This window comes from Photobacterium carnosum (genome assembly GCF_002849605.1).
Classification (GTDB): domain Bacteria; phylum Pseudomonadota; class Gammaproteobacteria; order Enterobacterales; family Vibrionaceae; genus Photobacterium; species Photobacterium carnosum.
Genome location: NZ_NPIB01000007.1, coordinates 1 through 26439 on the forward strand (window position 1 = coordinate 1; position 26439 = coordinate 26439).

Sequence of the window (26439 nt, forward strand, 5' to 3'; positions counted from 1 at the left end):
AGCAAAACAGCAACAATATGACCAACAACAAAAGCGTAGTCGCAGTAAAAGCGCCCCTAAACGTACAGCCCAACAACGGGCAATCCGTCAACTTGAAGAAATAAATCCAGTGTTAGTTCACCCAGAAAAAAGCCCTAACTTCCCTACTCTATAACCCATTTTTACCACAATGAACTATCTTAAAAGGAGACATTTTAATCGGGGAATAATGATGTAGGTCCCAAGGTAAAGTGTCTCTTTTCTGCAAAGCTAAAATGTCCTGTTTTTCTATAGTGATCAGTATCTGCTGATCAATTTGAGTTAAACAAAATATGTTGGTTTCCATGAATGAAAAAGAGATATTTCGCTTAGGTACAATTCGTGATGTTTGTGAAAAACGAATCAAACGTAAAGATGCTGCACAGCTTCTTAATGTCAGCGTTCGTCAGGTTCAACGATTAATAACACGCTATCGAGATCTTGGTGCTGTTGGTTTAGTTCATCAGCGGCGTGGACAATCACCAGGCAATAAAATTAATGCGGATATACGATCTCAATGCTTAAATCTCATCCACGAATATTACGCAGACTTCGGACCCACATTGGCACGTGAAAAACTGATTGAACGCCACAGTATTAAGATCGGATTAGAAACTTTACGTCAATGGATGATCGCTGATGGTCTTTGGGTTCCGCGCCTTGCGTCTATCAACCTCGTTATCGTCGCGATTGTTATGGTGAGTTAATTCAAATAGATGGTTCACATCATGATTGGTTTGAAGGCCGCAGCGACAAATGTTGTTTGTTGGTTTTCATTGATGATGCCACCGGCAAACTGATGAACTTGCGGTTTAGCGAAACAGAATCTGCGTTTGATTACATGGTGACAACGCGCGAATATGTTGAGCAACATGGTAAGATTGAGATCCAATATGGTCATTGAAAATTAGACTTTAACTATTCTATGAATTTAAAATGCTGACTTCCCTACTCTATAATTCACTTTGATCACAATTAATTACTTCAAATAATAAACCTGATTAGTATCATAAATAGGCACACATTTAAAATTAAGATAATAATGTATAGATAACCGTTCAAATAGAATAAACATTACCATGACATTATAGATTTAATACTGGTTATACTTATTTCACAATTGCATATTTAACGGTTTTGTATAAAATACTAAGATACTTTGTCTGTTTAGATATAGTGTGTTTGATGACAATTTAGCTATTGTTTTATAGCTAAAACTGATAGATAAGAATAAAAATGACCGATGAAATAAACGGCGCTTGTAAACGTCTTGGGCGTTTCGATATTGATTTTTCACGTAGAACTATAACGCGAATTAGTGATGGTGCTTTTATTAAAGCCTCTCGATCAGAGACCTTAATTTTCACTCTTCTTGCTGAGTCAGCTAATAATACGATATATAGAGAGGTCTTATTAGCTGAATGTTGGCAAGGAAAAATTGTAACTAACAATTCACTAACGGTCGCAATCAAAAATTTACGCACTGCTTTTGCGAAAATTGGAGAGCATAAAATAATAACAACAGAGCCTAAATTAGGTTATTGCATTCGACAATTAGCACTCATTGATGATGGCTCTCATCCTCCAAAAAATGATGTAATAAAGAGAGGTAATAAAAACACACTAATTTTAAATGAAGAACAACCTATTGGTAGTATGGAAAAAAAAGAAAAGATAATCAGTCAAGAATTGAAAAATGTGACTATTAAAAAAACATCCATATTTAATGTTACATTTTTTGACATTATTATTATTATCATTTTTTTCTTTTCTACATTAATGATTTGTTATCGTTTTCTGTTCTTTATTGATACAACCTCTGTTGAGGGGCTTCCTGTGATTTATAATGGTATCGATTTACCTAAACCAGTACAAAATGCAATATTACAGAATGATAATAGCAATATCAGTCAATGGTATGCATTCCCTATAAGTAAAGGATGTAACTACTATCAATTATTTAGTGTGAATAATGATCATTTTGTTGATTACTCTTCTACTATTAAACAGGAAATATGTAGTGTTAAATAAAGCGCTTATTGGCATTCTTACTGCTATTGTTTTTTTAATCACACAAGCAATAATTAGCTCTGTTAATACTAAAGCTACATATAAATTTTCAATAAAAAATAACAATATTACACAAAACACATTGCAGTTAACATTGAATGATGGTTACGCATCTATGTTAATTTCAAGGAAATGTAGTAATAACGATTATTCTAGTCGTCTAAATGGTATATTTTTACGCTTCCAAAACCATTATTATATATTTGGAATGGAACATATAGATGAGAACAATGCTCAGTTAATGTTTAGTAATTTTTTTATTGATTCACTACGATCAGGTGATGCTATTTATATATCACACTCTCCTTTTTCTTGCCCCAATAATAAAGTTTCTGAAGTATTATTAGGCAAAAGAATTGTCAGTTAAAAGGTAAAGGTTATAGCTGAGTTGTTTATTAATATCAATAAAGTTATAGTGCGTTAGAATAATGTATTCACGAGCAGCTATCATTTTGATATCATTAATAATAAAAGGGATATATATGGCTATTACAATAAGAGATATTGAACAACATTATTACATGATTGAATCATTAAAATCTTTAACAAAAACAAATGTAACAACAAAAGCATTAATTAAAGGTGGTTATTTAGCTGTTGAAGTAGGTGAACAATTAGAAAAAGAAATCATTCTACGTTTAAACGCAGAAAAAGAACTTGCTGAATTAAAAGGAAAAATCGCTTTTTTTATTCAAAGTAAAGAAGCATTACTTAAATCTATTGGATAATAATTACAGCCCAAGAATGAATCACTTGGGCTTATTAATCACGCTTCAATATAACCAATTCATCAAATCCAGTTTGATGATCATATTCACACTCAAAATTTAAATTATTATATTCAATCATGCAGAGCTCTGCCGTATAAGACACTATACAACCAGAGACTAAATGACCACCATATACCCGCCCTTCTCCATCAGCCACAGATATATGTATATGAACATGCTTAAGCGTCAATGTTCCAGATAGTGATATAATTTCTAATGGCCCATCAAGATGTAATATTTTTTGCTCATTCGCTAATCTAATTTTAGCTTGAGATAAACAACCAACACCTGTTAATAAGGAACCCGATTGTATCTTATTTAATTGAATAAATTCTAATAGTGAATGATGTAAATCATCCCCTTTTAATAATCGTTTTGCGTAAGCCGTTATCATTTTTAACCTTATTTAAATAAAAAACGCTATCTTTAAGAATAACGTTTTTTATTCTTAAATTATATTTTTATGCTCTTTTCCCACGTTTAGATGTAGATATATTATGTGGAAAAACATTTTTAATTCGTTGTTTTACTTTAGCAGGAATTGTATTTGAAAAATCTAATTTTGTAGCAAATCGTGTTTTATATACTTTTACACGCCCAGAAAATGGTGTTTTATGAGCGATTTCTTTGCAAGCCGTTTTAAATCCAGAAGGTACTTGTCCTTTCGTCTTAATAAGCTCACCATTTTTAAACTCTAACACCATTATAGGACGATCTTTAAATACAAGAAAAACGACTACAACCGCTAATAAAAGAACATATTCCATTACACACCTCTCAATAATTAAATTTAACTAAAAAGAAAAGCACTACCGACTTAATCAAAAAGTGTATTACTCAAAAGAATCTGAATTAAGTTGCTGAGTGAGATCATTTTTTGAATTTAAAACAGTTTGATTCACTTGTTCGATACGAGAACTTTCACTGATCAAATATTCAATAGTATCTGATAACGTCGAACCCAACTCTTGTGATTTTTCAGCTAATTTTTCCCATACCCGAAAATCCAAATCAATTGATTTCTTTTTCGTATGTGTTTGTTCTGAATTAAAATGTCGCTTACGTTTAGCTCGAATGGCTTGCTTTAGCTTATTTTCTAAACTATTCGCCATATTGTTATTAATCCATTCGATAACCTTAGTTGGTTCATGCTCAATATCCAGTAATATTTTTATTGCTACATCCGCTTCACTTTGATCAATAAAGCTTGTTATTGCTTCTCCTTCTTTCCATTTTTTTACCAAATAAGTCCATTTCCAACCTGCTTCAAGGTTCTCAAGTTGCTGATATTTCATAGGATTAATAAGTCTCGAACTATTTATACTGACAGTTACAGTGTAACTCCTGCGAAGCAAAATAACAATCTCTTCCCTCAATATTAAATAACCTTAATAGTGAAATTTAAATATAGACGATAAGTGTCTATTATGAGTCCTTTGATTGCTTTATACTGCACATCTTTTCACAGTAACAATAGAAATCATAAATTTATGCATGAAGAATCTTGGCGTAACATGTTTCCAGATTACAGCCCGTATCAGCACGTATTAGATCAATATGATGATCTAGAACCTACTCTGGTCGGCATCCTTCAATCTCGCTTGTCCGATGCTATACGCCGCTTCACCGCGATGAATTTACAGCCACGCATTCTACGCATTACGGCTTCCGATAACACGTTATATCGTGATTACATTATTGAATTGCTAAAAAAAAGCATTAACAAATCAAGCAACAATAATGAAAATACCGTAGAACAGCCAATTATCATTGCTGGTGACAACGTCACTCATGAGAAATTATTTGGCGCAGTTTATCCGGCTAAAAATGGTGAGACACAACCCCAACTTAAATATGGTTTACTTCATCAAGCACATAACGGCTATCTTGTTTTATCTATTACTGCAATTTTAAGCGATCCAAGCTTATGGCCACAGTTAAAGAATGTCTTGATGAATGGTCAGCTTGAGTGGCAACCAATCACTAATAAAAGTCTCTATGAATTACCAGCAACAGAAACGGTTAACGTTAAGCTTATAATTATAGGCGAACGTTATCTCATGGCTGAACTTGATGCTGCAGAGCCAGATTTAAGTGATGGTATGGCTATGTACGGTGAATTTGAGCAAGATCTATTGCTTAATGAAGCGACGATGACTGATTACATCAGTTATATTAAAGGTATTATCCAATACTATAACTTACCCGCACTTGCTGACTCAGACGCAATTCGAGCTCTGTTATTTGCAGGCGCTCGTCACGCAGAAGACCAAACGCGCTTACCATTATGCCCATTGTGGCATCTAAATTTACTCTCAGAAGCCGCTGTAGAATCAGAAGGCCGTCCAATCACTGCTGAGTACATTAAAGCATCATTGAGAGCTAAAGAATATCGCGAATCATATTTACCTGAGCGTGCAATTGCTGATATCCACCATGGTCAAGTATTAATCGCAACTGAAGGTGAAGAAGTTGGTCAGGTTAATGGTTTAACTGTGGTTGAAATGCCTGGACATCCACATGCTTATGGTGAACCCGCACGAATTTCTTGTGTAGTCCATTTTGGCGATGGTGATATTACTGATGTTGAACGAAAAGTTGAACTTGGTGGTAATATTCACGCAAAAGGCATGATGATTATGCAGGCCTTTGTTGCAACAGCACTCGATTTAGATCAAGCGCTTCCCTACTCAGCATCAATTGTCTTTGAACAATCTTATTCAGAAGTCGATGGTGATAGTGCATCGTTAGCTGAACTTTGTGCATTAGTGTCGGCGTTATCATTTCAACCCATTAATCAAGAAATTGCAGTCACAGGTGCCGTTGATCAATTTGGTCGTGTACAGGCTGTTGGCGGCATTAATCAAAAGATTGAAGGTTTCTATAAGGTTTGTGTTCATCGCGGCCTTACTGGTAACCAAGGTGTGATTTTACCGCATACTAACCTATCTAGCCTTTGCTTAAACGATGAAGTGATTGAAGCTATTAAAGCAAAACAATTCCATATCTGGGCGGTGAATAATGTTGATGAGGCGATCCCTCGTCTTACAAATAAAGCCTTCCGCAGTGAAAATGAAGATGATGAAACAATCCTCTCTTTAATTGAAGAACGCATCGATTATTTCCACCATGGTGACCTTTCTGATCAGATTGGTATTATGAATCGACTTCGATTAATGATTTCCAACTGGTTGGGCCAGAACTGATCCGAGTTGTTTAGCGTACACGTGTAAGCTAAATTGCTTGCATACTTTTGAAGGAGTAAATGATTCTAATGACACGCCAGAATTCTTATACACACGAAGAACTAGTTGCATGTGGAAAAAGCGAGCTATACGGTCCTGAATTTCCATCATTACCAGTAGACAATATGCTGATGATTGACCGTGTAGTTAATATCTCAGCTGAAGGCGGAGACCACGGCAAAGGGTTTATCCATGCGGAATTAGATATCAACCCTAACCTATGGTTCTTTAACTGCCACTTTATTGGTGATCCCGTAATGCCCGGTTGTCTTGGCTTAGATGCCATGTGGCAGCTTGTTGGTTTCTTCCTTGGCTGGTCTGGTGGCGAAGGTAAAGGCCGTGCACTGGGTGTTGGTGAAGTTAAATTCACAGGTCAAGTTCTACCAACCGCTAAAAAAGTAACTTACGACATTCAATTTAAACGTGTTATTAACCGTAAGCTTATCATGGGTGTTGCCGATGGCCGTGTACTTGTTGATGGCAAAGAAATCTATGTTGCTAAAGATCTTAAAGTAGGACTATTCAAAGATACCGACAACTTCTAATTCCACTAGAAGTTAAAACATTAAAGCTCTGAAGTCTTCTTCAGGGCTTTTTTTTACCTATTTTAGGGTAATAAATAGTATTTGATCTCATCTTAAGTCCACCAGCCATCACCTAAAAAATATAACTACGAACACATTGTATTTAAATCTAATGCTTGCTAATTTAACCACGCGTCAATAAAACATAGAAAATAGATAGCTTTTTATGCAAGGATAATAAACATCATCACAATAAAATGATGGCAATAATGACTTACGTAATAAAAAGCCCCTTCTCCTAAGGGGCATCAGAAAGGTTAACCATGAGGGAGGTTATCTTATTTATAGAGACCTTGTTGCATTTCCTCTCTTGCGTCTCGCCAACCGCCTAACCAATTCGTACGGGTATCTGTACCATTATATGGACAATCCTCTGTAGAACGGCCATTTAAACCGGCTTGATAACCTCGAGCTTGTGCGCGTTCTAAACGATCCCGCTTTTGTCTCTTCATAGTTCGATCCTCATCCTTATCTGTTTGGTACTTTTTATTACAATAAAGTAATAACGGAGTGTTATAGCTCCCTTTTAAAAATGGTTCAGATTATGAAATTGATCAAGCTTAAAAACAAAACGGGCCCACAAATTGTGAGCCCGTTATGATTAAATAATTTAATTAATAAATTATTTTCTTCTTCTGAAACCAATAAAACCTAACGCTGTCAAAGCTAAAATACCGAGTGAACCACCAGAACGCTTCAATGGTTGATCTTCATCTTGCGCTCGTGGTTGAATAACTGCATCAATATTTTTAGGTACTAATTTTACGATTGTTTGTACTTCTTTTTTAGGTAGAGAGCAAGGTGATAATTTACTTAAATTATCATAACCACCATCACAATAAAATGCTGTCGCTGCAATCACGCCAGCATCATTAACACCTGTTGCATTTAAAATACGGTATGAGTTTGCCAAAGAACCGACACCAGCACTTGGATCGTTAGTTAGATCATCAAGCATCCAAGCTCCACCAGTCTTGAGTGGACCTTGTGCTGTACTATTGATGTAAGTAAAGGCACGATGACGCGCTTCTGCGCCATTGCTTGCTTCCATATCAACCCAACCTACAACTTGACCATTATTATTGATCGCAGCTGCATTACTGTTTGAATCTTTAAAGAACAGTGAAGGTACTAGTTGATCAAAGAACTTAGCATTTCCTTGATCAACTTGATAGATAAATGCACGTTGTGGTTTTGTACCATTACCTTTTGCATCACCTACAATCACAGACTTACTATTAACGCCATTTGCCATAGTGTAACTAAAATCACCACTATCATCTTCTCTAATTGCTAAACCAGGTATTAGAGTACGTGTCCATGATGATAAATCACCTACAGGAGCCGTAAAATATGCTGCCTGTATCGCATATAATTTATTGTTAACATCATTAGTCGAATAACCAACAACAATTGGATTACCATTCGTATCTAATGCTACTGCTTGTGCTGATGCTTGGAATGATAGTGAATCATTGTCTTTATCAATAACAGCTAAACCATCACGATTATCACCGCTTCCCGCAGAAATAGCATGAGATGTTACAGTGCCGTCTGCATTCACTAGCCAATATGCAGCTTCGTTAGCAAAGGTACTAAACTGGCATTCCCAATTTGAATAAAGGTTCTCAGATGCATTGGTTGTACAATCTTTAAGCCTGTTAAAATCTAAGTTTTGTGGACTGTCTTTTAAAATGTCATCTGCGTTTGGTAATTTGTTTTCATCATCACGATAATCACCATTACCATTTTTCGCATAAAAACTTGCCGCATAAGATGATGAACCAACAACAAATAGCTTACCATCGAACATAACCGCATCATTGGCTAGTGTCTGTCCCATATTAGAAACAAGTTCATTAGACGTTGATGTTGATACTGGCGCTAATTGAACAGACTGACCATTTGTATTAACAAAACCACGCTTTTCAAACGCTCTAGGCATGCCAGATACATTTTTAAATAGTGATGATGACGTAATACCATAAACAAAATCAGTCCCTACAGTGCCCTTTACAAGAGTATCTGTAGTGTTTGCAATAATATCACCAAGGTTGGCTTTTTGCGTACCTGTGTAGCTTTCAGCATTTGAAGCAAAGGTCTCTACTGATACACCATTAACTAAACCTTGAGAGTTTGAGTGGTAACCATTAACCCAAGCTGCTTGTTTTTTCTGTAAGCCACCTACGCCTTGACCATTCCATTCATCATTATCAGCATAATCACGACCAAAAAATTGATTTTCAGCCCAAATATCACAAATACCATAACCTAGGTTGTTATCACAATAGCTACGTAATTGAGATTGTTTGACTATATCTTGGCTATTTTGATTATACGGTGTGGTATCTGCAATCGGTGTACCTTCTGTACCTCGACGTGCTTCACTTGTTACTTTATACGTTTCACTTTTACAATCAGCAGTAAAGCAACTTGAATCACTTCCTGAATCTTGAATACCAGTGCTCGAATATAAAAGCGAAGCACCTGATTGTGCTTTATCAAAATAAGGTTGATCCTTTAATGTACTATTCTGATCAACAGGTACAACCGTATACACAGCAGCACTCACTTGTGACGCGCCGGCAATTAAAATAGCAAGTGTAGAAAGCTTTAACATCTTATGTGGCATTAGGATTCCTTTTACATCGCGTCCAGCTCTTCCCATCGTTCAAATGCAACTTCAAATTCGGCTTCAAGCTTCGTTAAAGCTGTTAGCGTCGCTTGAGTATCATTCTTCGGATCCGAGAAGAACGCAGGATCATTAACGAGTACCTGCAATTTTGCGATTTCATTTTCTAAGTCTTCAATTTTTTTCGGTAAAGCAGCTAACTCATGTTGAAGTGTAAAAGATAGCTTCTTACCTACGCGTTTTGGTGTTTCTTGTTGCTGCTTTTGTTCTTGTTCTGCTTTTTTCTTTTTTGCTAATTCAATTTGAGCGGCCTGCTCTTTCGCTTGATTAGCATAAGAATTTGCACGCTGAGATTGGGCATCATGGTAACCGCCAACGTATTCGTTAACAACACCATCGCCTTCAAAAATCCAGCTTGTAGTCACAGTATTATCAACAAATTGACGATCGTGACTTACTAAAAGCAATGTCCCTTGATAATTGGCAAGAATATCTTCCAAAAGTTCCAATGTTTCGATATCTAGATCGTTTGTTGGTTCATCGAGAACCAACAAGTTATTAGGCTTAAGGAACAATTTCGCCAGTAGTAAACGGTTTTTCTCACCACCAGATAGTGCTTTAACCGGTGTACGAGCACGACGTGGGTGGAATAAGAAATCTTGTAGGTAACCTAACGCATGGCGAGTTTTACCATTAATGGTTACTTCTTGCTTACCATCAGCAAGGTTATCGATTACTGTTTTTTCTGGATCTAGAATTTCACGATATTGGTCAAAGTAAGCAACTTCTAATTTAGTACCACAATGGAAATCACCACCGGTAACTTGCAGTTGATCAAGCATGACCTTGATTAGCGTACTCTTACCACAACCATTCGCGCCAATTAATGCAATACGATCGCCACGCATTACGTTAAAGCTAAAATCATTAACGATTGGCTTATCACCGTAACTATAACTGATATTTTTCGCTTCAAAGACAATCTTACCTGAACGGTTCGCATCTTGTAGCTGCATATCAGCTTTACCAACAACGTCACGACGATCGCTACGTTCGTTACGTAATGCTTTCAGTGCACGAACACGGCCTTCGTTACGCGTACGACGAGCTTTAACACCTTGACGGATCCACACTTCTTCTTGTGCGAGCTTCTTATCAAATAATGAATTTTGTTCAGCTTGAACACGTAGCATCTCTTCTTTGCCATCAAGGTAACCTTCATAGTCACCAGGGAAAGACGTTAATTGGCCACGATCAAGGTCGACAATGCGTGTTGCCATTGAACGGATGAATGCACGGTCGTGAGAAATAAAGATAATTGAACCACGGAAGTCTTTTAGGAAACCTTCTAGCCATTCAATAGTTGTTACATCAAGGTGGTTCGTTGGCTCATCCAATAATAGGATGTCTGGATTACACACTAAAGCACGAGCAAGTGCGGCTTTACGCTGCCAACCACCAGAGAGATCTGTTAATAATACAGTTGGTTCAAGTTTTAAACTTTCTAACACTGCGGCAATACGTGTATCAAGCTGCCAACCATTATGATGGTCTACTTGTTCTTGAATACGCGCTAGCTTATTAATATTTGCTTCACTTGGATCTTCTGTCACTAAATCTAACTGATGATGGTATTCACGTAATACACGACCAGCATCAGCAAGACCTTCAGCAACATAATCAAATACTGAGCCTTCAGCATTACGTGGTGGATCTTGTTCTAAACGTGAAACCACCAGCTCATTTTGACGTTGAACGGTACCGTCATCAAGTAATACTTCACCAGCAATTACTTTCATTAACGTTGATTTACCTGCGCCATTACGACCCACTAAACATACACGTTCATGTGAATGAAGAAGAAATTCTGCTTTATCAAGTAATGCATGATCGCCGTAGGCTAGTTGAGCGTTACTGATTTTAATTAGTGCCATCTTATTTTAACCAAGCTTATAAGTAGTTAACCATGCTGCTAACCTATTTCGGTCAAATGGCCAATGACGTTCTGGCGCCGAAATAGTGTGAACATCATGATTTAGAATTGAGAGTACGGGGATAGTTATACCGTAACGAGAAAATAAAGCATCGTCAACGCAATATCAACGATGCTTACTTGATACTGCACACCCACCTCCACCAGCAAACCATAAGCTTGCTCGCAGAGATGACATCCTTATGTGCTATAAAGTGTGATTTACACTTAGTCTTCCTTGTGGGTAATAATCCAACAGTTATGAATTTGCTTATTTTTAGCGAAATCAATTGGTAAGGTCTTGTCTGAAATATTCTTCGCTTGTAGGCCAAGTTCAGTCAGTTTTTCAAGATCCATCTTGAAGTGACGCTTGTTGTTAGAAAATATAATTTGTCCTTCTGGACGTAACATACGTTTTAGATTTTCCATCAACATGATGTGATCACGTTCAATGTCAAACGTCTGCTTCATACGCTTAGAGTTTGAGAACGTTGGTGGATCGATAAAGATCAGATCAAACGTATCATCAACTTCTTGTAACCATTGCAGACAGTCAGCTTGAACAAACTCATGTTGATCACCTACTTGGTTATTAAGCTCCATGTTCTCTTGAGCCCAACGTAAGTAAGTATTCGACATATCAACTGTTGTTGTTGATTTAGCGCCACCTACTGCTGCATGAACCGTTGCAGAGCCCGTGTAAGCAAACAAGTTAAGGAAATCTTTACCTGTTGCCATTTGACTAATCATACGACGCGTAATACGGTGATCTAAGAATAGACCTGTATCAAGGTAGTCATAAAGATTCACTTTAAACTTAATACCGTATTCATCCACTGTCATGTGACGTTCTGCACTTGATAGCTTTTGGTATTGATTACGCCCTTTTTGACGCTCACGTACTTTTAAAATAACTTTATTTGGCTCAACGCCTGTTACTTCAATCGTGGCACGTAATACATCCATAATACGGCGACGAGCGGTTTCTTCAGAAACCGTCTTTGGTGCTGCGTATTCTTGAATGATAAGGTAATCATTGTATTTATCGATAGCAGCATTGTAGTTAGGTAGATCCGCATCATAAATACGGTAACAATCAATGCCTTCACGCTTAGCCCATTTACCTAACTTAGCGATGTTTTTCTTTAAGCGGTTAGCAAAATCAGGAGCTACGTCTTCTTGAACGATAACGCCTTCTTCTTCACCTTCTTCTTTCTTAACACTACCAGCAGTAATTAAGTATGTTTTAAGTACACAATCAAGAGCACCATTACTTAATTTAAATTGTTTATCTGCACGCATACGCATACAACTTAACAATTCATTCGAGCCAGAGTAGATAGCCGCAACTGAGCCTTCAAAAGCAAGTTTTAAACGGTTACCAAACTCTTTGTACAATGAGATAAGTTCAGATGTTGTTCCTAAACGCTCACCGTAAGGAGGGTTACAAAGAATGATGCCTGTTTCAAATCCTTCAGGACGAATCAGTTGTGTTGCATCACCGTAGGCAAAATCAATCAAACCTTTCACGCCAGCACGACCCGCATTATCACGAGCAATCGCTAATACACGTTGATCCATTTCACGACCAAAGAATTTTGTCGTTACTTTTGAAGGACCACGACGTGCTTTCACTGTCGCTTCAGCATGAATCTCTAACCATGCTTCTTTGTCAAAGTCTTTAATTGACTCAAAGCCCCAACGCTTACGTTTAAGGCCAGGTGCAATATCAGCGGCTATCATTGCAGCTTCAATGACTAACGTACCAGAACCACACATTGGATCTAACAATGCAGTTTCTGGTGTCCAGCCACTTTTCATCACTAATGCAGCAGCATGTGTTTCACGTAATGGCGCACGACCGGCTTCACTACGGTAACCACGTTGGTGTAAACCGCTACCTGCCATATCTAGGCCAAGAATACCTTTCTCACCAGAAAGACGCATATGAATACGTAGATCTGGATTTTCACGATCGATATTTGGGCGACGAAGATCAGCTTTAGTAAAGCGGTCAACAATCGCATCTTTGATTTTCATTGCGCCGTATTGGCTATTACGGATTTCACGGTTAGTACCATTGAAATCAACCACAATACGGGTATTGCTATCAAAGTGGCTCATCCAATTAATTGCCGTTGCACCTAAGTATAAGTCCATATCGTCACGGACATTAAACTCACTCAACACTTGGATGATTCGAGATGAAATACGTGTCCATAGACAGCAACGATAAGCCATTGCTTGATCGGCTTTAAAACGGACACCGGCATGCACAACTTGAATCTCTTGTGCACCTAATTGTTCTAGTTCATCCGCAAGCAAGTTTTCTAGGCCGCGGGAAGTAATTGCTAAATATTGATTCATGGCGTTCTTTTCACACTAATATTGCGTCGAATTATAACTGAAATCACATTAAATACCTCGTTTTTACCACAATCAATTTGTTAATTAGCAGAAAAAGGCAGCCTTTGATTCCTTATGGACATTCTATCTTTGTTATTTGAACACAAATACAGCGTAAACATTTGCAACTAAAACGTCACTATCCAAAATCTCATCACTATTTTCATAAGGAAAAAACAGATTCAAATCAGGTATTTATTATTAGATGCAAATTGCTATAAAAACAATGAACCACTTGGTGACATAACATTCAATTAATTGATTTTAATACTTAAAGCCACCAGCACTGTTGAGATCAGATGTTAATCAAAAAATTGATGGGTATTAATTTGCAGATATAAAAAAGCCAAATTGAACATCACATTCAATTTGGCTAAATAGATAATAGTCTTATTACATCATACGGTTATATTAAAGACCGTTAACAATGTCTTTAACTAAACGTGGACCGTGATAAATAAAACCCGTATAGACTTGAACCAATTGCGCACCCGCTTGAATTTTTTCACGCGCAGATACTGCAGAATCAATACCACCAACACCAATAATCGGTAATGCACCATTAAGGGCAATCGCCATTTTACGAATAACGTCAGTACTCTTATTTTGTAATGGACGACCACTTAAGCCTCCCATTTCATCACAATGATCCATGCCTTCAACCAAGGTACGATCTAATGTGGTATTCGTACCAATAACACCATCAATATTATGACGAATAAGAGATTCACAAATCTGAACAATTTCATCATCATCAAGATCGGGGGCAATCTTAAGTGCTAATGGAACATACTTACCATGTAATTCAGCAAGCTCGATTTGTTTTTGTTTTAGCTGTGCTAATAAATCATCTAATGCTTCGCCGTATTGTAGCGAACGTAATCCCGGTGTGTTTGGTGAAGAGATGTTAACCGCAATATAGCCAGCGTACTGATAGACCTTTTCCATACAGATTAAATAGTCTTCAGCGCCCTTTTCAATAGGTGTGTCTTTATTTTTACCGATGTTAATACCAATAACACCGTCATAAGTCGATTTCTTTACATTCTCAACAAGTTTATCGACACCTAAATTATTAAAACCAAAACGGTTAATAATACCTTCAGCAGGAATTAAACGAAATAAACGCGGTTTATCATTACCCAACTGAGGACGAGGTGTCACAGTACCAACTTCAATAAAACCAAACCCCATAGCGCCAAATGCATCAATACATTCGCCATTCTTATCTAGGCCAGCGGCTAGACCAACAGGATTTTTAAACGTAATACCCATAACTTCAACAGGACGTTCAGGAACATGTTGACGATAGAAGAAATCAAGAGGAGTGCCAGTAAAGCGAGAAAAGTTTTGAATAGCGAGGTCGTGTGCTTTTTCTGCATCCAGCTGGAAAATAGCGGATCGTGCGATGCGATATAACATTATAACTCCATTAAAAATCCCGTGTAAACGGGGTGGTATTATTCACAGTTACAAGGCTAAATACAATCCCTATTTGTTTGATTATTATCAATAAAACATAGACTTATATTTTATATCAATATTTACAATGAGTTATAAGTAGAGTTTATTTCAAATAATAATAACAAAAAGCAAACGTTTTCGTACAGATCAGAAAAGCAACCAACCTAACAACACTAACCTTACATAATGCTTACTTATTAATACATTCCATTTACGATAAACATAAACCCCCAATGCTTTTAACCCGCAACATTAAAAGATGTAGACAAAATATTGAGTAAACGGGTGGTGTATTACTGCTATAGCTATTATTTTAAAGCCGCTATTCTCATTAATAACTACGAACGCGTCCTCTCTTACATTTTAATTTTGATTTTATTTGTTTATACTAAATCACAACAATATCAATAATGATGGCATTCTATGGGAGGTGAACAGTGGCAGCGTCGTCAAATAGCATGCAATGTCATTATCTGGGCCATTTTTAATAACCTATAAAATAAAGCCAAAATAAGCATTAAAGGCGTTCAATTGTCTCAAATTTATTATCAGTATTAACCATGACACGGAATTTTCCTGTAATACCAGCATGGGTTAGAAAACCTCGTAGTCTTATTGCAGGAAGTTGAAGCTTTAAGCCAGTATCAGTTACAACCACCACATTACTGGCAGCACCCGCATAGTGTTGCAAAAAAAGAGTGTAACTAATATTAATAGTAAACGTAAAACTGCGCATCGCTAATCCCCCCATTCGTTGTTATATAAAATCTTTAAAACAATAAGATAAAATAAAAGCCAGTGACTATTATCAATCAGTCACTGGCTTTCGCTTACACTCACGTTAAAACATCAATCACTTATTTTTGAACAAGTGTTTTTTGTACTTTTTCAAACAAGTCTTTAGCCAAATTATCCATCGCGGCTAACTTTTCAAGTTGCTCACGCATCAGTTGTTGACGGTTAGCATCGTATTGGCGAAGTTTAAGTAAAGGCTCAATCAAACGTGCCGCTACTTGTGGATTACTGGTGTTTAGAATCGTTAATATTTCAGTTAAAAATGCATAACCAGAACCGTCTTTTGCATGGAAATGTACTGGGTTATTAGCACTGAAACCCGCCACTAAGCTACGAGTACGGTTAGGGTTTTTCAGGCTAAATGTTGGATGGTTCATAGTCTTGCGCACATTTGCTAATGCATCAGCCGCAGGATTGGTGCCTTGCAGCATAAACCACTTATCCATCACTAAACCATCGTGGCTCCACTTGTCGCTAAAATCAGCCATTTGTTCTGCACGACAAGCAAGTTGGGCATTATTAGCAGCCGACATTGCAGCCATCGTATCTGTCATGTTGTCAGCCGCTTTATATTGCGCAGCAACTAATGCATTACCTTGCGCTGTATATGCTAGGTATGACAAACATTTATTACGCAGTGCGCGTTGTGCCATTGCCGCATGATCTAAGCTATAGCTACCTTGAGTTAAGCTATGATAAATAGCACTAAACTCATCTTCCATTTCAGAAGCAAGTAATTGGGTAAATGCACCTACAACTTGATTAATCGCATCAACATCAACCGTAGTATACCAACCAGCAATTTCATTCTCACTCGGCAGCGTTAGCATTTCGGCAATGAAAGCGGGATCAAGGTTTTCGTCCAGTAATGCGCCACGGAACGCATCAATCACAGCGTCAGGTAACGTTACACTGTGACCTTGTTGTACTTGCTCAACATTTTGGCGAATATATTTAGCCAATAGCATCTGACCCGCATCCCAACGAGCAAATTCATTTGATGCATTAACCATTAAGAAAATTAACTCATCGTCTGTGTAGTTATATTCTAAAATAACAGGCGCAGAGAATTCACGTAGCATTGAGATAACAGGCAGTTCTTCAACATTATCAAATACAAATGTTTGCTCGGCGTCTTTTACATCAAGTACGTTATGTACTGTTTCGCCATTGATTTGTAAGGCAATCACTTCACCTTTGCTATTGTATAGTTCAATATCAAACGGAATATGCAGTGGCTGCTTTTCAACTTGCTCGGCTGTTGGTAGCGTTTGCTGCTTAATAGTGACAGCGTAACTCTTCGCTGATGCATCATAAGCGGTTGATACACTAACAACAGGCGTACCTGCTTGACTGTACCAACGACGGAAACGGCTTAAATCAATCCCAGAAGCATCTTCCATTGCTTGTGCGAAATCATCACAGGTTGCTGCTGTACCATCATGGCGCTCAAAGTATAGCTTCATGCCCGCTTGGAAATTTGCTTCACCCAATAAGGTATGCAGCATACGAATCACTTCACTGCCCTTTTCATACACGGTTAATGTATAGAAATTATTCATCTGAATGACTTTTTCAGGACGAATCGGATGTGACATTGGGCCACGATCTTCAGCAAATTGTGGGCCACGTACAATACGCACATTAGCAATACGGTTAACAGGTCGAGAGCCTAAATCTGAAGAAAACTCTTGATCACGGAAAACGGTTAGGCCTTCTTTTAAACTTAATTGAAACCAATCACGACAAGTAACACGGTTACCTGTCCAGTTATGAAAATACTCATGACCAATCACTGCTTCAATACCTTGATAGTCAGTATCTGTTGCGGTATTTGGATTTGCTAATACAAATTTAGAGTTAAAGACATTCAGGCCTTTATTCTCCATCGCACCCATATTGAAGAAATCAACCGCCACAATCATGTAGATATCAAGATCGTATTCAAGACCGAAACGCTCTTCATCCCACTTCATTGAGTTCTTTAATGATGCCATTGCATAATCAGCACGATCAAGGTTGCCTTTATCGACAAAAATCTCTAACGCAACATCACGTCCACTCATGGTAGTGAATGTGTCACGCAATACATCAAAATCACCCGCAACAAGTGCAAATAAGTAAGATGGTTTTGGGAATGGGTCTTGCCATTGAACCCAATGGCGACCGTTATCAAGCTCACCTTCTGCAATGCGATTACCATTACTTAGCATGTATGGGAAAGCGGCTTTGTCTGCAATAATTTTGGTAGTAAAACGCGCCAAAACATCTGGGCGATCTAAATAGAACGTAATGCGGCGGAAACCTTCTGCCTCACACTGTGTACAGAAACCACCACCTGACTTATATAAACCTTCAAGTAGCGTATTCGCTTCAGGATTAATTTCAGTCGTGATTGCTAATTCAAAATCAGCAGGAAGGTTTGCCAAGGTTAAATGACCTGACTGCTGGTGGTAATCTGACCACGCTTGGCCATTCACACTCACACTGATCAATATTAAATCATCACCATCTAACACTAATTCAGCATTTGTTTGATCACTAATTCGTACAACATGACTAACGGCAACAACTGTTGTTTTGGTATCATGAAGGTCAAATGTCAGATCGATATCCGTAATGGTGTAATCAGGCGAGCGATAGTCTGAACGATATTTTGCTGCAGGTTGAGTCACAGTAGAATGTTCTGTCATTATTTTTATATCCTTGATGATTGCTCAAATGCTGCATGCACGAGCTACCGATTAATGTTGATTGCTATTTAATAATATTGTGTCACCAATAACACTTTTCAAGCTTGAATGAATAGACAACATTTATTATTGTTAACGTAATCGTTTCCGTACTTTAATCGCGATACACGTTGAGATGATTAATGCAACAGTCACAACACCTAAACTTGATATTCCTTGACGTAGTTCACCTCTTAGGTCACAATCTCACACCAGTTAAATAGTTTAGTTATTTATTTACTAAACCTTATAAACCATGTCCAAGACATTGAATTTAAAGATCCTATAATTATAAAAATAAATTCTTTAAGTTTATTAATGTGAGTATCTACTACCAGGTATGAATAATAACAGACACAATAATAGGGTTATCGATTCCCTGCTAGATACTGATGCTTATAAACTGCATATGCAACAAGCGGTTTTTCATCAATACCCAGGCGTTGAAGCTGTGGCAGAATTTCATTGCCGTAGCGAAGAAGATCTACGCCCATACGCGGCTGAAATTAGAGCACAAATTGATCATATTGCGACCTTATCTTTCACCCAAGGTGAACTCGATTTTCTATCGACTCTAACTTTTTTCCATGCTGATTACCTTGCTTTCTTAAAAGATTTTAAACTTAAAGCAAATGACGTTGACGTTGATGTCTCAGGTGATCAACTGGCTATAACTATTCGTGGTACATGGCTTGATATCATTTTATGGGAAGTACCTTTACTTGCCATTATTTGTGAAACGCGTTGTAAGCATCTTTATCCACAAGCGACAGCTGCCATTGCTATTGAGCAACTAAAAACAAAAATTGATCGCTTTTATCACGATGCAAAAGACTGTGATTTAAGCCAATTTGCGTTAGTGGATTTTGGTACTCGCCGCCGTTTTTCAAAAGATGTTCATCATCATGTAGTTGATTATTTGAAAGATAATATGCCTGAATTTAAAGGCACTTCAAATTACTATTTAGCTTATACTCGCGGATTAACACCCGTTGGCACTCAAGCTCATGAATGGTTTCAAGCTCATCAACAATTATCTGGTGAATTAGCTGATTCTCAACAACTAGCACTTAACCGCTGGTTACAAGAGTATCCTCACGATTTAGGCATTGCTCTAACAGACTGTATCAATATGGATGCATTCTTACGTGACTTCGATCAGCGTTTATCTGAGCGTTTTATTGGTTTACGTCATGACAGTGGTGATCCTATTTCTTGGGGTGAAAAAGCCATTGCACACTACCAAGCTTTAGACATTGATCCAAAAACGAAATCATTAGTTTTTTCAGATAGTCTAACGCTTGATAAAGCATTAGTCATTTACAAGCACTTTAATGATAATGTTAATGTTAGCTTTGGTATTGGTACGCAACTTACCTGTGATCTACCTGGTGTAAAAACACTGAATGTCGTTTTAAAACTGACAGAGTGTGAAGGTCGACCGGTTGCCAAAATATCAGATGAACCAGGTAAAAGTATTTGTCGTGATGAAAACTATCTTGATCAATTACGTACCGCATTTCAATTAGTAAACGAATAAGAACAACCTACCGCGATCATCTATCAATAAAAAGAGCGAACAATAAATGTTCGCTCTTTTGCTATTTGGCGCTAGCATAAATAATACCATTCATTATTATTTTTACTCTCTATTTAATATCGCTTCCATACCAAAATATTTATTGGTCAACGTTAATGTATTATGCCCATTTAATACAAAACGACTATCATGTTGCCCTTCTTCATATAATAAAACAATTTGATCGTCTTCTAAATAATACACACCACGATGTTGTTTTGTTTTACCTGCTTGATTAGATATTTCAACGGAAAATAAAAAATCTGGCCGTAATGATAAGGCAAACTCTGAAATATTATCAGCAACATCCTGACCTGAAATATTTTTTGCCCGCCAGTTTCCAGCTAAATGTTCAGGTGCTAATTTAGTGAATTGAGCCCCATCAAGAACAAAACGGTTATAGTTAAGTAAATAGGTATGTATCTGATCATCGTCATCTGCTGAGATAAAAGTAATATTGGTGTCATCAATATCATAATTACCTGTCCATTGTTCAACTTTGCCATCAATACGTAATAATCGCATTGAAAAATGATAATCGGATTTAAACATCACATGCATTGCTCGATAACTTTCCCCCTCATTTTCAATACCTTCTTTTTGATTACTAAACCAATACCAATTGCCTAATAAAAAAGGATAATCAAATTCAGTAATATCATCAGCAACAGCATTACAACTAAACAAGCTTAATATAAATAGCCAAAAAAAATAAAACGTCTTTATCATACGCATTTCCCCTTGCTTAACATTTTAGTTTTTATTGACCTTATCTAATTACAAAGGCCTTATACTTAACGTTAGTTGGGAAACCTATTTTTCGATGAAAAATATGCGCAACATCACACTTTGTAATTTACTCTCTCTCAATAATAAGACACTAAAAGCGTAGATAAAAAATAAAGATAAAAAATAAAGATAAAAAAAAGCGCTCCGAAGAGCGCTTTGATAATAGAGACATCAACACTGTAATGTCATTCCGTTAATCATTATTACGATTGCTTTTGATTACTAAAATCAGCTGTTATCGCGACAGCTTCATCAAGATAAACATCAGGTGCTTCATAATCTTTTGGCACCGCATCCAAATCAGCGAAAGGTTTTTTACCTAATGCTTTTTGACGTTTATTTAAACGGGCTAAACGATCAGAATCATCTTTATCTTGTTCTGCTACACGTGTCTTTTTATTCAATGAAATAGTATTGATATCCTTTTCCTTTTTATAGGTAGAAATATCTTCATTGATAAAACCAAACTCCATATTATCTTTAATACGTGCTTGGTGTTCAGCTGCTAGTCTCGGTACAAGCGTATTATAATTATGTAACTTCTTATAACCTGCTGGCTTTATACTATCCCAAGGTAATGCATTATCTTCAACACTCTCTCCCGTTTCAGCAGGATCAATCGCTGATGGGAAAGAAATATCAGGCACAACACCTAGATTCTGAGTACTTCCACCATTAATACGGTAGAATTTTTGAATAGTATATTGAACATGACCTAATGGTTTATCAAATAAATCATAAAGATGATTTAATGACCGGTGTTGTTGCACCGTACCTTTACCAAAAGATTGCTCACCTAAAACAATGGCACGTCCATAATCTTGCATCGCAGCAGCAAAAATTTCTGATGCTGATGCGCTATAGCGATTAATTAATACTGTCAATGGCCCATCAAAAGAAATTTGATCATCTGAATCACCATTCACTTTAATTCGACCATAACTGTCTCGTACTTGCACAACAGGTCCACTTGAAATGAATAACCCTGTTAATGCAGTTGCTTCAGTTAATGCTCCACCGCCATTATTACGTAAGTCGATCACAACACCATCAACTTTCTGATCATTTAATTTGATCAGTTCTTTTTTGGTGTCTTCTGATAGTCCCACATAAAAGCTTGGAATTTCGAGTACACCAATTTTTTTACCATCGATAGTTTTCACTTCCGATTTCGCTGCACGATCTTCAAGACGAATCTTGTCACGCACAATAGTTACGGTGTAACTCTTTGCATTATTGCCTTCAGGTAATATATCCAGAATAACCTTACTGCCTTTCGGCCCTTTGATTAACTGCACAACATCGTCAAGACGCCAACCAATTACATCAACAACTTTCTTGCCTTCTTGACCTACGCCAATAATGCGATCGCCTGCTGCAATTTTCTTCGAACTTGCCGCTGGTCCACCAGCAACTAAAGAACGAATTTTGGTATAGTCATCTTCAACCTGTAATACTGCACCAATTCCTTCTAATGACAGATTCATCTCTGCCTGAAATTGCTCAGCATTGCGCGGCGATAAGTAACTTGTATGTGGATCGACCTCACGTGAAAAAGCATTCATATATAACTGAAATACATCTTCGCTGTGTGTTTGTGTTAAACGTTTAATCGCATTGTTATAGCGTTTAGTTAACGTCTTTTGAATTTCAGGCCACTTCTTTCCTGCAAGCTTAAGATTTAGCGCATCGTATTTAACACGTTGTCGCCAAATCTCATTCAATTCAGTATCGTTTTTAGGCCATTCAAGCTCTGAACGATCAATAACAAAGTCATCTTTATCATCGAATTTTATTTCAGTATTCAATTGCGTAAGCGCAAACTGATACCGCTCAAAACGACGTTGAAGAACTTTGTTAAAAATATCAAACGCAGCTGATGTATTCCCTGATTTCAGTTGATCATCTAACTGGTTTTTCCACTTACCAAACTGCTCAACATCTGTAACGTTAAGAAAGCTTTTATTATAATCAAGCATTTCAATATAACGATTGAATACTTGTCCAGAGAACTGATCATCAAGCGTAAAATGCTTATAGTGGGAACGCATATAACGCGAAGCCACCCTAGTGCTCGCCGTGGCATGCTGTTTTTCAGGAGCAAGATGCGGCACATCACTTGATGCATACTTAGCCTCAGAGGCTTGAACCGAAGCTGCTAGCATCATGCCAGCAGCTATCAGTGAGAAACGGAATCGACAATTCATGTGTCGCGCATTCTCCTTTATGAACGCAAGTGCTCCGTTTTAACAGCCATTACTAGACCATTATTTAAACGAACTCGCACATCGTCCTTATTAATTTCAACAATAGTCGCAGGCATGTTACCTGAACCCATGTTCACTTGAACATTTTTGCCTACGATTACTTCATCAGCATTAAGCGCACGTGTCGTCTCTACAGGCTGCTTTTTAATAGTAGCTGTTTTTGGCTTAGTGTTACTAGATTTAGCTGTTTTTGCTCGTGTTTTTTTAGCTTCGCCTTCTTTAGCCGCTTTTGCAATTGCTTGCTCTTTACGACGAGTGCGTACTTTAGCCTTGCTTTCTTCTAAAGCTTTAAGCGCATGATCAACGTGCTCTTGCTCTAGAACATCACAATCATTACCATCTAGATCAACACGGTTCACACCCGCTTTAACACCGTGAAGGTAACGCCAAGAAGATGTGTATTGACGTAAAGCTGTACGTAGTTGAGTCTTGCTTACTTTTGGATCTTCATTAAGACACTCAGCAAGGTCTTGGAAGATACCAATTTTAAGTGGCTTAGCTTCACCTTCAACAGTGAAACATTTTGGGAAACGCTCAGCGATGTATGCAATAACTTCTTTACTGTTCGTTAACTTTTCAGAGTTTTCCATGGAGTTTCCTGACATAAACGAGGATTGCTCGTTATTTGTGCTTTGTTCAAAAAGAAATAGTGCTGCTATTATAATTACCTAACGAGGAAAAACCACCGAAAGCATGAAATTAGAGTACTTTTTGTAGTGCTTCTACGAAAGAAACTAGACCTTGTTCATCATTTTGGTCAAATCTTGACAAATTTGGGCTATCAACATCCAACACACCGATTAATTTTCCTTTCACAGTAAGTGGAATAACGATTTCTGAATTACTTGTAGCGTCACAAGCGATATGCCCAGGAAAAGTATGCACATCTGAGATACGTTGAACTTTGTTCTCAGAAATAGCGGTACCACAAACACCTCGTCCGACAGGGATACGGACACAAGCTGGATTTCCTTGGAATGGACCTAACACTAATTGGTCTTGTTTTAGCAAATAAAACCCAACCCAATTAATTTGTTCTAACTCCATATTTAATAACGCACTAATATTAGATAGATTAGCAATAAGATCTGTTTCACCTTCAATTAACCCTAATGCTTGTTGAGTAAGGCGATGATAAAAAGCGGTTGTCTTTTCCATAGATAACTCCGTATATAGCCGTTAGAATAGCAAGAACAATACTGATAATAGGAATTATTCTCACCGTGAAAGATAAGAACCATCTTATGATTAATTGGGCTTGGTTGCTACTACAAGCTAAGTTACATAAACCAAGATTAATTGTTGCAAATATTATTGCAATTATCGCAACCTTGATCAGTGTACCCATTCCACTTCTAATGCCATTAATGGTAGATGAAGTTCTATTGCATAAACCGGGCGAAGGCATTACTTATCTTAATACTCTTTTACCTTCAACTTGGCACAATGCAACAGGTTACATTCTTCTCGTATTAGTCTTAGTCGTATTAATGCGTACATTTAGTCAGGCACTGAATATACTGCAAAGCAGACAATTCACATTAGTATCAAAAGACATAACCTATAACTTACGCCAACATTTACTTGATAAATTAGGCCGTATAAGTATGTGTCAGTATGAAGAGCGTGGCAGTGGTGGTATTAGCTCTCACCTTATTACTGATGTCGAAACAATTGATAAATTCGTTGGCGATACATTAAGCCGCTTTATTATTGGACTGTTAACCGTTATTGGTACTGCCGGTGTGCTTTTATGGCTAGATTGGAAACTCGGGCTTTTCATTCTGATCATCAATCCTATTGTTGTTTATGCCTCTAAACTGATGGGCAGCCGTGTTAAGAATTTAAAAAGTAAAGAAAACAAATCTTATGAAGTCTTTCAACATCGCCTAATTGAAGTATTAGATGGCCTCTACCAATTACGAGCATCTAACCGTGAACGTGATTTTTTAGATCAATTAAAAGGTAATGCCAATGATATTCGCCACAGCGCTGATAAATATGCATGGCAATCAGAAGCCGCTGGTCGTGTTTCCTTTCTCTTATTCTTAATCGGTTTTGAGATATTTCGAGCCGCCGCCATGCTGATGGTGTTATTTAGTAATTTAACCATTGGTGAAATGTTAGCTGTCTTTAGTTATCTATGGTTTATGTTAGGACCCATTCAAGAATTATTAGGTATTCAATTCGCTTGGTATGGCGCAGCTGCGGCAATGCAACGTCTTAATAGCTTATTATCACTTGAAGAAGAAACCCGTCCACCAGCAACGGTCTACCCTTTTAATGATGATCAAACTATTGCGATTAAGATCCGTGACTTACATTTTTCATATGATAATGACAAAGAAGTGTTATGTGGTTTAAACCTTGATATTCCAGCGGGTAAACGCGTGGCGTTAGTGGGTGCCTCTGGCGGCGGTAAATCGACCTTAATTCAATTACTCTTAGGTATTTATCAAAAAAGCAGTGGTGATATTTTAATAAACAACCATCCTATTGAAGCGGTTAGCTATGAAGCCTTGCGTGAAAAAATGGCCGTAGTATTACAACAACCCGTATTGTTTAATGAAACGTTACGTCATAACTTAACCCTTGGCGCGTCATTTAGTGATGAAGCACTGTGGCAAGCATTAGATATTGCTCAACTTACTGATGTTACAGAACGTCTGACTCACGGTTTAAATACTGAAATTGGTCGCCAAGGTATTCGCTTATCAGGAGGGCAACGCCAACGGTTAGCTATTGCACGCATGATACTGACTAATCCTGAGTTTGTTATTCTCGATGAAGCAACGTCAGCCTTAGATACCTCAACAGAAGCTGCTTTGCATACCGCACTTAATACGTTTTTAAAAAACAAAACGACCTTAATCGTTGCTCATCGTTTATCTGCTGTAAAACAAGCTGATATTATTTATGTACTTGAAGATGGTTTAGTTAGCCAATCAGGCACACACTTAGAGTTGGTCAATACACAAGGGCTTTATCAAACCCTTTATGGATCAATTCAGTCAGCCGAAGTATCTTCTCATCATATCGATTCTCACGAAGCAGTAGCCAGCGTCAGCGCAAAATAATATAGTGTGTATCGATCGGCGCTCATTGATGGTATTTAT

At 37.4% G+C, this 26439-nt stretch carries 21 protein-coding genes and 2 pseudogenes; 8 read left to right on the forward strand and 15 right to left on the reverse strand.

The window, feature by feature from the left end:
- Positions 1-323 precede the first annotated feature (323 nt).
- From CIK00_RS07775 to CIK00_RS07790, 4 genes and pseudogenes are all read left to right on the forward strand, one after another.
- A pseudogene (locus CIK00_RS07775) lies at positions 324-898 on the forward strand (helix-turn-helix domain-containing protein); the annotation flags it as partial.
- A gap of 356 nt (positions 899-1254) precedes the next feature.
- Positions 1255-2049 carry a winged helix-turn-helix domain-containing protein gene (locus CIK00_RS07780; RefSeq protein ID WP_101768330.1) on the forward strand — a complete coding sequence of 265 codons (795 nt, stop codon included), beginning with the start codon at positions 1255-1257 and terminating at the stop codon, positions 2047-2049.
- Positions 2039-2455 carry a hypothetical protein gene (locus tag CIK00_RS07785; RefSeq protein WP_101768331.1) on the forward strand — a complete coding sequence of 139 codons (417 nt, stop codon included), beginning with the start codon at positions 2039-2041 and terminating at the stop codon, positions 2453-2455. The genes CIK00_RS07780 and CIK00_RS07785 overlap by 11 nt, the downstream gene beginning before the upstream one ends.
- Positions 2456-2570: 115 nt before the next feature.
- A complete protein-coding gene (locus CIK00_RS07790) occupies positions 2571-2816 on the forward strand; it encodes a hypothetical protein (protein WP_101768332.1) in 246 nt (81 codons plus the stop codon).
- Positions 2817-2850: 34 nt separating this feature from the next.
- Here CIK00_RS07790 and CIK00_RS07795 read toward each other — a convergent pair whose 3' ends face one another.
- The 3 genes from CIK00_RS07795 to matP form a co-directional block, all read right to left on the reverse strand.
- Positions 2851-3252, reverse strand: a complete 402-nt coding sequence (locus CIK00_RS07795) for a PPC domain-containing DNA-binding protein (protein WP_101768333.1) — start codon at positions 3250-3252, stop codon at positions 2851-2853.
- A 67-nt stretch (positions 3253-3319) separates the two neighbouring features.
- Positions 3320-3625: a DUF3634 family protein gene (locus tag CIK00_RS07800; RefSeq protein ID WP_101768334.1), complete on the reverse strand. Its 306-nt coding sequence runs from the start codon at positions 3623-3625 to the stop codon at positions 3320-3322.
- Positions 3626-3691: 66 nt separating this feature from the next.
- Entirely contained in the window at positions 3692-4153 is a 462-nt protein-coding gene (gene matP, locus CIK00_RS07805) for a macrodomain Ter protein MatP (protein WP_101768335.1), read from the reverse strand.
- Positions 4154-4348: 195 nt separating this feature from the next.
- Between matP and CIK00_RS07810 the strand changes: the two genes are divergently transcribed.
- Positions 4349-6064 (forward strand): AAA family ATPase, encoded by a 1716-nt coding sequence (locus CIK00_RS07810; protein ID WP_101768336.1) that lies wholly within the window; start codon positions 4349-4351, stop codon positions 6062-6064.
- Between the two features lie 68 nt (positions 6065-6132).
- Positions 6133-6648 (forward strand): 3-hydroxyacyl-[acyl-carrier-protein] dehydratase FabA, encoded by a 516-nt coding sequence (gene fabA, locus CIK00_RS07815; protein ID WP_101768454.1) that lies wholly within the window; start codon positions 6133-6135, stop codon positions 6646-6648.
- 317 nt (positions 6649-6965) lie between these two features.
- On the opposite strand, the gene rmf is transcribed toward fabA, so the two are convergent.
- The 8 genes and pseudogenes from rmf to pepN all read right to left on the reverse strand — a co-directional run bounded on the left by rmf (position 6966) and on the right by pepN (position 18649).
- Positions 6966-7139: a ribosome modulation factor gene (gene rmf, locus CIK00_RS07820; protein ID WP_101768337.1), complete on the reverse strand. Its 174-nt coding sequence runs from the start codon at positions 7137-7139 to the stop codon at positions 6966-6968.
- 170 nt (positions 7140-7309) lie between these two features.
- Positions 7310-9319 (reverse strand): DUF3466 family protein, encoded by a 2010-nt coding sequence (locus tag CIK00_RS07825; protein ID WP_101768338.1) that lies wholly within the window; start codon positions 9317-9319, stop codon positions 7310-7312.
- Positions 9320-9330: 11 nt separating this feature from the next.
- The gene (gene uup, locus CIK00_RS07830; RefSeq protein ID WP_101768339.1) at positions 9331-11253 is read right to left on the reverse strand and encodes an ATP-binding cassette ATPase Uup; all 1923 of its coding nucleotides are present in this window, start codon (positions 11251-11253) and stop codon (positions 9331-9333) included.
- Positions 11254-11259: 6 nt separating this feature from the next.
- Positions 11260-11462: pseudogene (locus CIK00_RS07835) on the reverse strand (glutaredoxin family protein).
- Between the two features lie 57 nt (positions 11463-11519).
- The gene (gene rlmKL / locus CIK00_RS07840; protein WP_101768340.1) at positions 11520-13658 is read right to left on the reverse strand and encodes a bifunctional 23S rRNA (guanine(2069)-N(7))-methyltransferase RlmK/23S rRNA (guanine(2445)-N(2))-methyltransferase RlmL; all 2139 of its coding nucleotides are present in this window, start codon (positions 13656-13658) and stop codon (positions 11520-11522) included.
- A gap of 450 nt (positions 13659-14108) precedes the next feature.
- Positions 14109-15119: a quinone-dependent dihydroorotate dehydrogenase gene (pyrD, locus tag CIK00_RS07845; protein ID WP_101768341.1), complete on the reverse strand. Its 1011-nt coding sequence runs from the start codon at positions 15117-15119 to the stop codon at positions 14109-14111.
- A gap of 559 nt (positions 15120-15678) precedes the next feature.
- Complete coding sequence (locus CIK00_RS07850) at positions 15679-15897, reverse strand: DUF2835 domain-containing protein (protein WP_101768455.1); 219 nt, start codon at positions 15895-15897, stop codon at positions 15679-15681.
- Positions 15898-16018: 121 nt separating this feature from the next.
- Positions 16019-18649, reverse strand: a complete 2631-nt coding sequence (gene pepN, locus CIK00_RS07855; RefSeq protein WP_101768342.1) for an aminopeptidase N — start codon at positions 18647-18649, stop codon at positions 16019-16021.
- 379 nt (positions 18650-19028) lie between these two features.
- Here pepN and pncB point away from each other — a divergent pair, with 379 nt between their 5' ends.
- The gene (gene pncB, locus CIK00_RS07860) at positions 19029-20228 is read left to right on the forward strand and encodes a nicotinate phosphoribosyltransferase (protein WP_101768343.1); all 1200 of its coding nucleotides are present in this window, start codon (positions 19029-19031) and stop codon (positions 20226-20228) included.
- Positions 20229-20330: 102 nt separating this feature from the next.
- Here pncB and CIK00_RS07865 read toward each other — a convergent pair whose 3' ends face one another.
- From CIK00_RS07865 to CIK00_RS07880, 4 genes are all read right to left on the reverse strand, one after another.
- On the reverse strand, positions 20331-20996 hold the full coding sequence (locus CIK00_RS07865) for a lipocalin-like domain-containing protein (RefSeq protein ID WP_101768344.1): 666 nt from the start codon (positions 20994-20996) through the stop codon (positions 20331-20333).
- A gap of 263 nt (positions 20997-21259) precedes the next feature.
- Complete coding sequence (gene prc / locus CIK00_RS07870; RefSeq protein WP_101768345.1) at positions 21260-23263, reverse strand: carboxy terminal-processing peptidase; 2004 nt, start codon at positions 23261-23263, stop codon at positions 21260-21262.
- A gap of 17 nt (positions 23264-23280) precedes the next feature.
- Positions 23281-23913, reverse strand: a complete 633-nt coding sequence (proQ, locus tag CIK00_RS07875) for an RNA chaperone ProQ (protein ID WP_101768346.1) — start codon at positions 23911-23913, stop codon at positions 23281-23283.
- A 109-nt stretch (positions 23914-24022) separates the two neighbouring features.
- Positions 24023-24481: a GAF domain-containing protein gene (locus tag CIK00_RS07880; RefSeq protein WP_101768347.1), complete on the reverse strand. Its 459-nt coding sequence runs from the start codon at positions 24479-24481 to the stop codon at positions 24023-24025.
- Between the two features lie 86 nt (positions 24482-24567).
- Here CIK00_RS07880 and CIK00_RS07885 point away from each other — a divergent pair, with 86 nt between their 5' ends.
- Positions 24568-26400, forward strand: coding sequence for an ABC transporter ATP-binding protein (locus CIK00_RS07885; protein ID WP_101768456.1), 1833 nt, complete (start codon positions 24568-24570; stop codon positions 26398-26400).
- The last annotated feature ends 39 nt before the right edge of the window (positions 26401-26439 follow it).

Excerpts from the sequence above, each read along its gene's own strand:
- CIK00_RS07790 (WP_101768332.1), top strand. The coding sequence starts at position 2,571 with ATGGCTATTACAATAAGAGATATTGAACAACATTATTACATGATTGAA.
- prc (WP_101768345.1), bottom strand. The coding sequence starts at position 23,263 with ATGAATTGTCGATTCCGTTTCTCACTGATAGCTGCTGGCATGATGCTA.
- proQ (WP_101768346.1), bottom strand. The coding sequence starts at position 23,913 with ATGGAAAACTCTGAAAAGTTAACGAACAGTAAAGAAGTTATTGCATAC.
- CIK00_RS07800 (WP_101768334.1), bottom strand. The coding sequence starts at position 3,625 with ATGGAATATGTTCTTTTATTAGCGGTTGTAGTCGTTTTTCTTGTATTT.
- CIK00_RS07810 (WP_101768336.1), top strand. The coding sequence starts at position 4,349 with ATGCATGAAGAATCTTGGCGTAACATGTTTCCAGATTACAGCCCGTAT.
- rlmKL (WP_101768340.1), bottom strand. The coding sequence starts at position 13,658 with ATGAATCAATATTTAGCAATTACTTCCCGCGGCCTAGAAAACTTGCTT.
- CIK00_RS07795 (WP_101768333.1), bottom strand. The coding sequence starts at position 3,252 with ATGATAACGGCTTACGCAAAACGATTATTAAAAGGGGATGATTTACAT.
- pncB (WP_101768343.1), top strand. The coding sequence starts at position 19,029 with ATGAATAATAACAGACACAATAATAGGGTTATCGATTCCCTGCTAGAT.
- CIK00_RS07885 (WP_101768456.1), top strand. The coding sequence starts at position 24,568 with ATGATTAATTGGGCTTGGTTGCTACTACAAGCTAAGTTACATAAACCA.
- fabA (WP_101768454.1), top strand. The coding sequence starts at position 6,133 with ATGACACGCCAGAATTCTTATACACACGAAGAACTAGTTGCATGTGGA.
- CIK00_RS07850 (WP_101768455.1), bottom strand. The coding sequence starts at position 15,897 with ATGCGCAGTTTTACGTTTACTATTAATATTAGTTACACTCTTTTTTTG.
- rmf (WP_101768337.1), bottom strand. The coding sequence starts at position 7,139 with ATGAAGAGACAAAAGCGGGATCGTTTAGAACGCGCACAAGCTCGAGGT.
- matP (WP_101768335.1), bottom strand. The coding sequence starts at position 4,153 with ATGAAATATCAGCAACTTGAGAACCTTGAAGCAGGTTGGAAATGGACT.
- uup (WP_101768339.1), bottom strand. The coding sequence starts at position 11,253 with ATGGCACTAATTAAAATCAGTAACGCTCAACTAGCCTACGGCGATCAT.
- CIK00_RS07825 (WP_101768338.1), bottom strand. The coding sequence starts at position 9,319 with ATGCCACATAAGATGTTAAAGCTTTCTACACTTGCTATTTTAATTGCC.
- pepN (WP_101768342.1), bottom strand. The coding sequence starts at position 18,649 with ATGACAGAACATTCTACTGTGACTCAACCTGCAGCAAAATATCGTTCA.
- CIK00_RS07880 (WP_101768347.1), bottom strand. The coding sequence starts at position 24,481 with ATGGAAAAGACAACCGCTTTTTATCATCGCCTTACTCAACAAGCATTA.
- pyrD (WP_101768341.1), bottom strand. The coding sequence starts at position 15,119 with ATGTTATATCGCATCGCACGATCCGCTATTTTCCAGCTGGATGCAGAA.
- CIK00_RS07780 (WP_101768330.1), top strand. The coding sequence starts at position 1,255 with ATGACCGATGAAATAAACGGCGCTTGTAAACGTCTTGGGCGTTTCGAT.
- CIK00_RS07865 (WP_101768344.1), bottom strand. The coding sequence starts at position 20,996 with ATGATAAAGACGTTTTATTTTTTTTGGCTATTTATATTAAGCTTGTTT.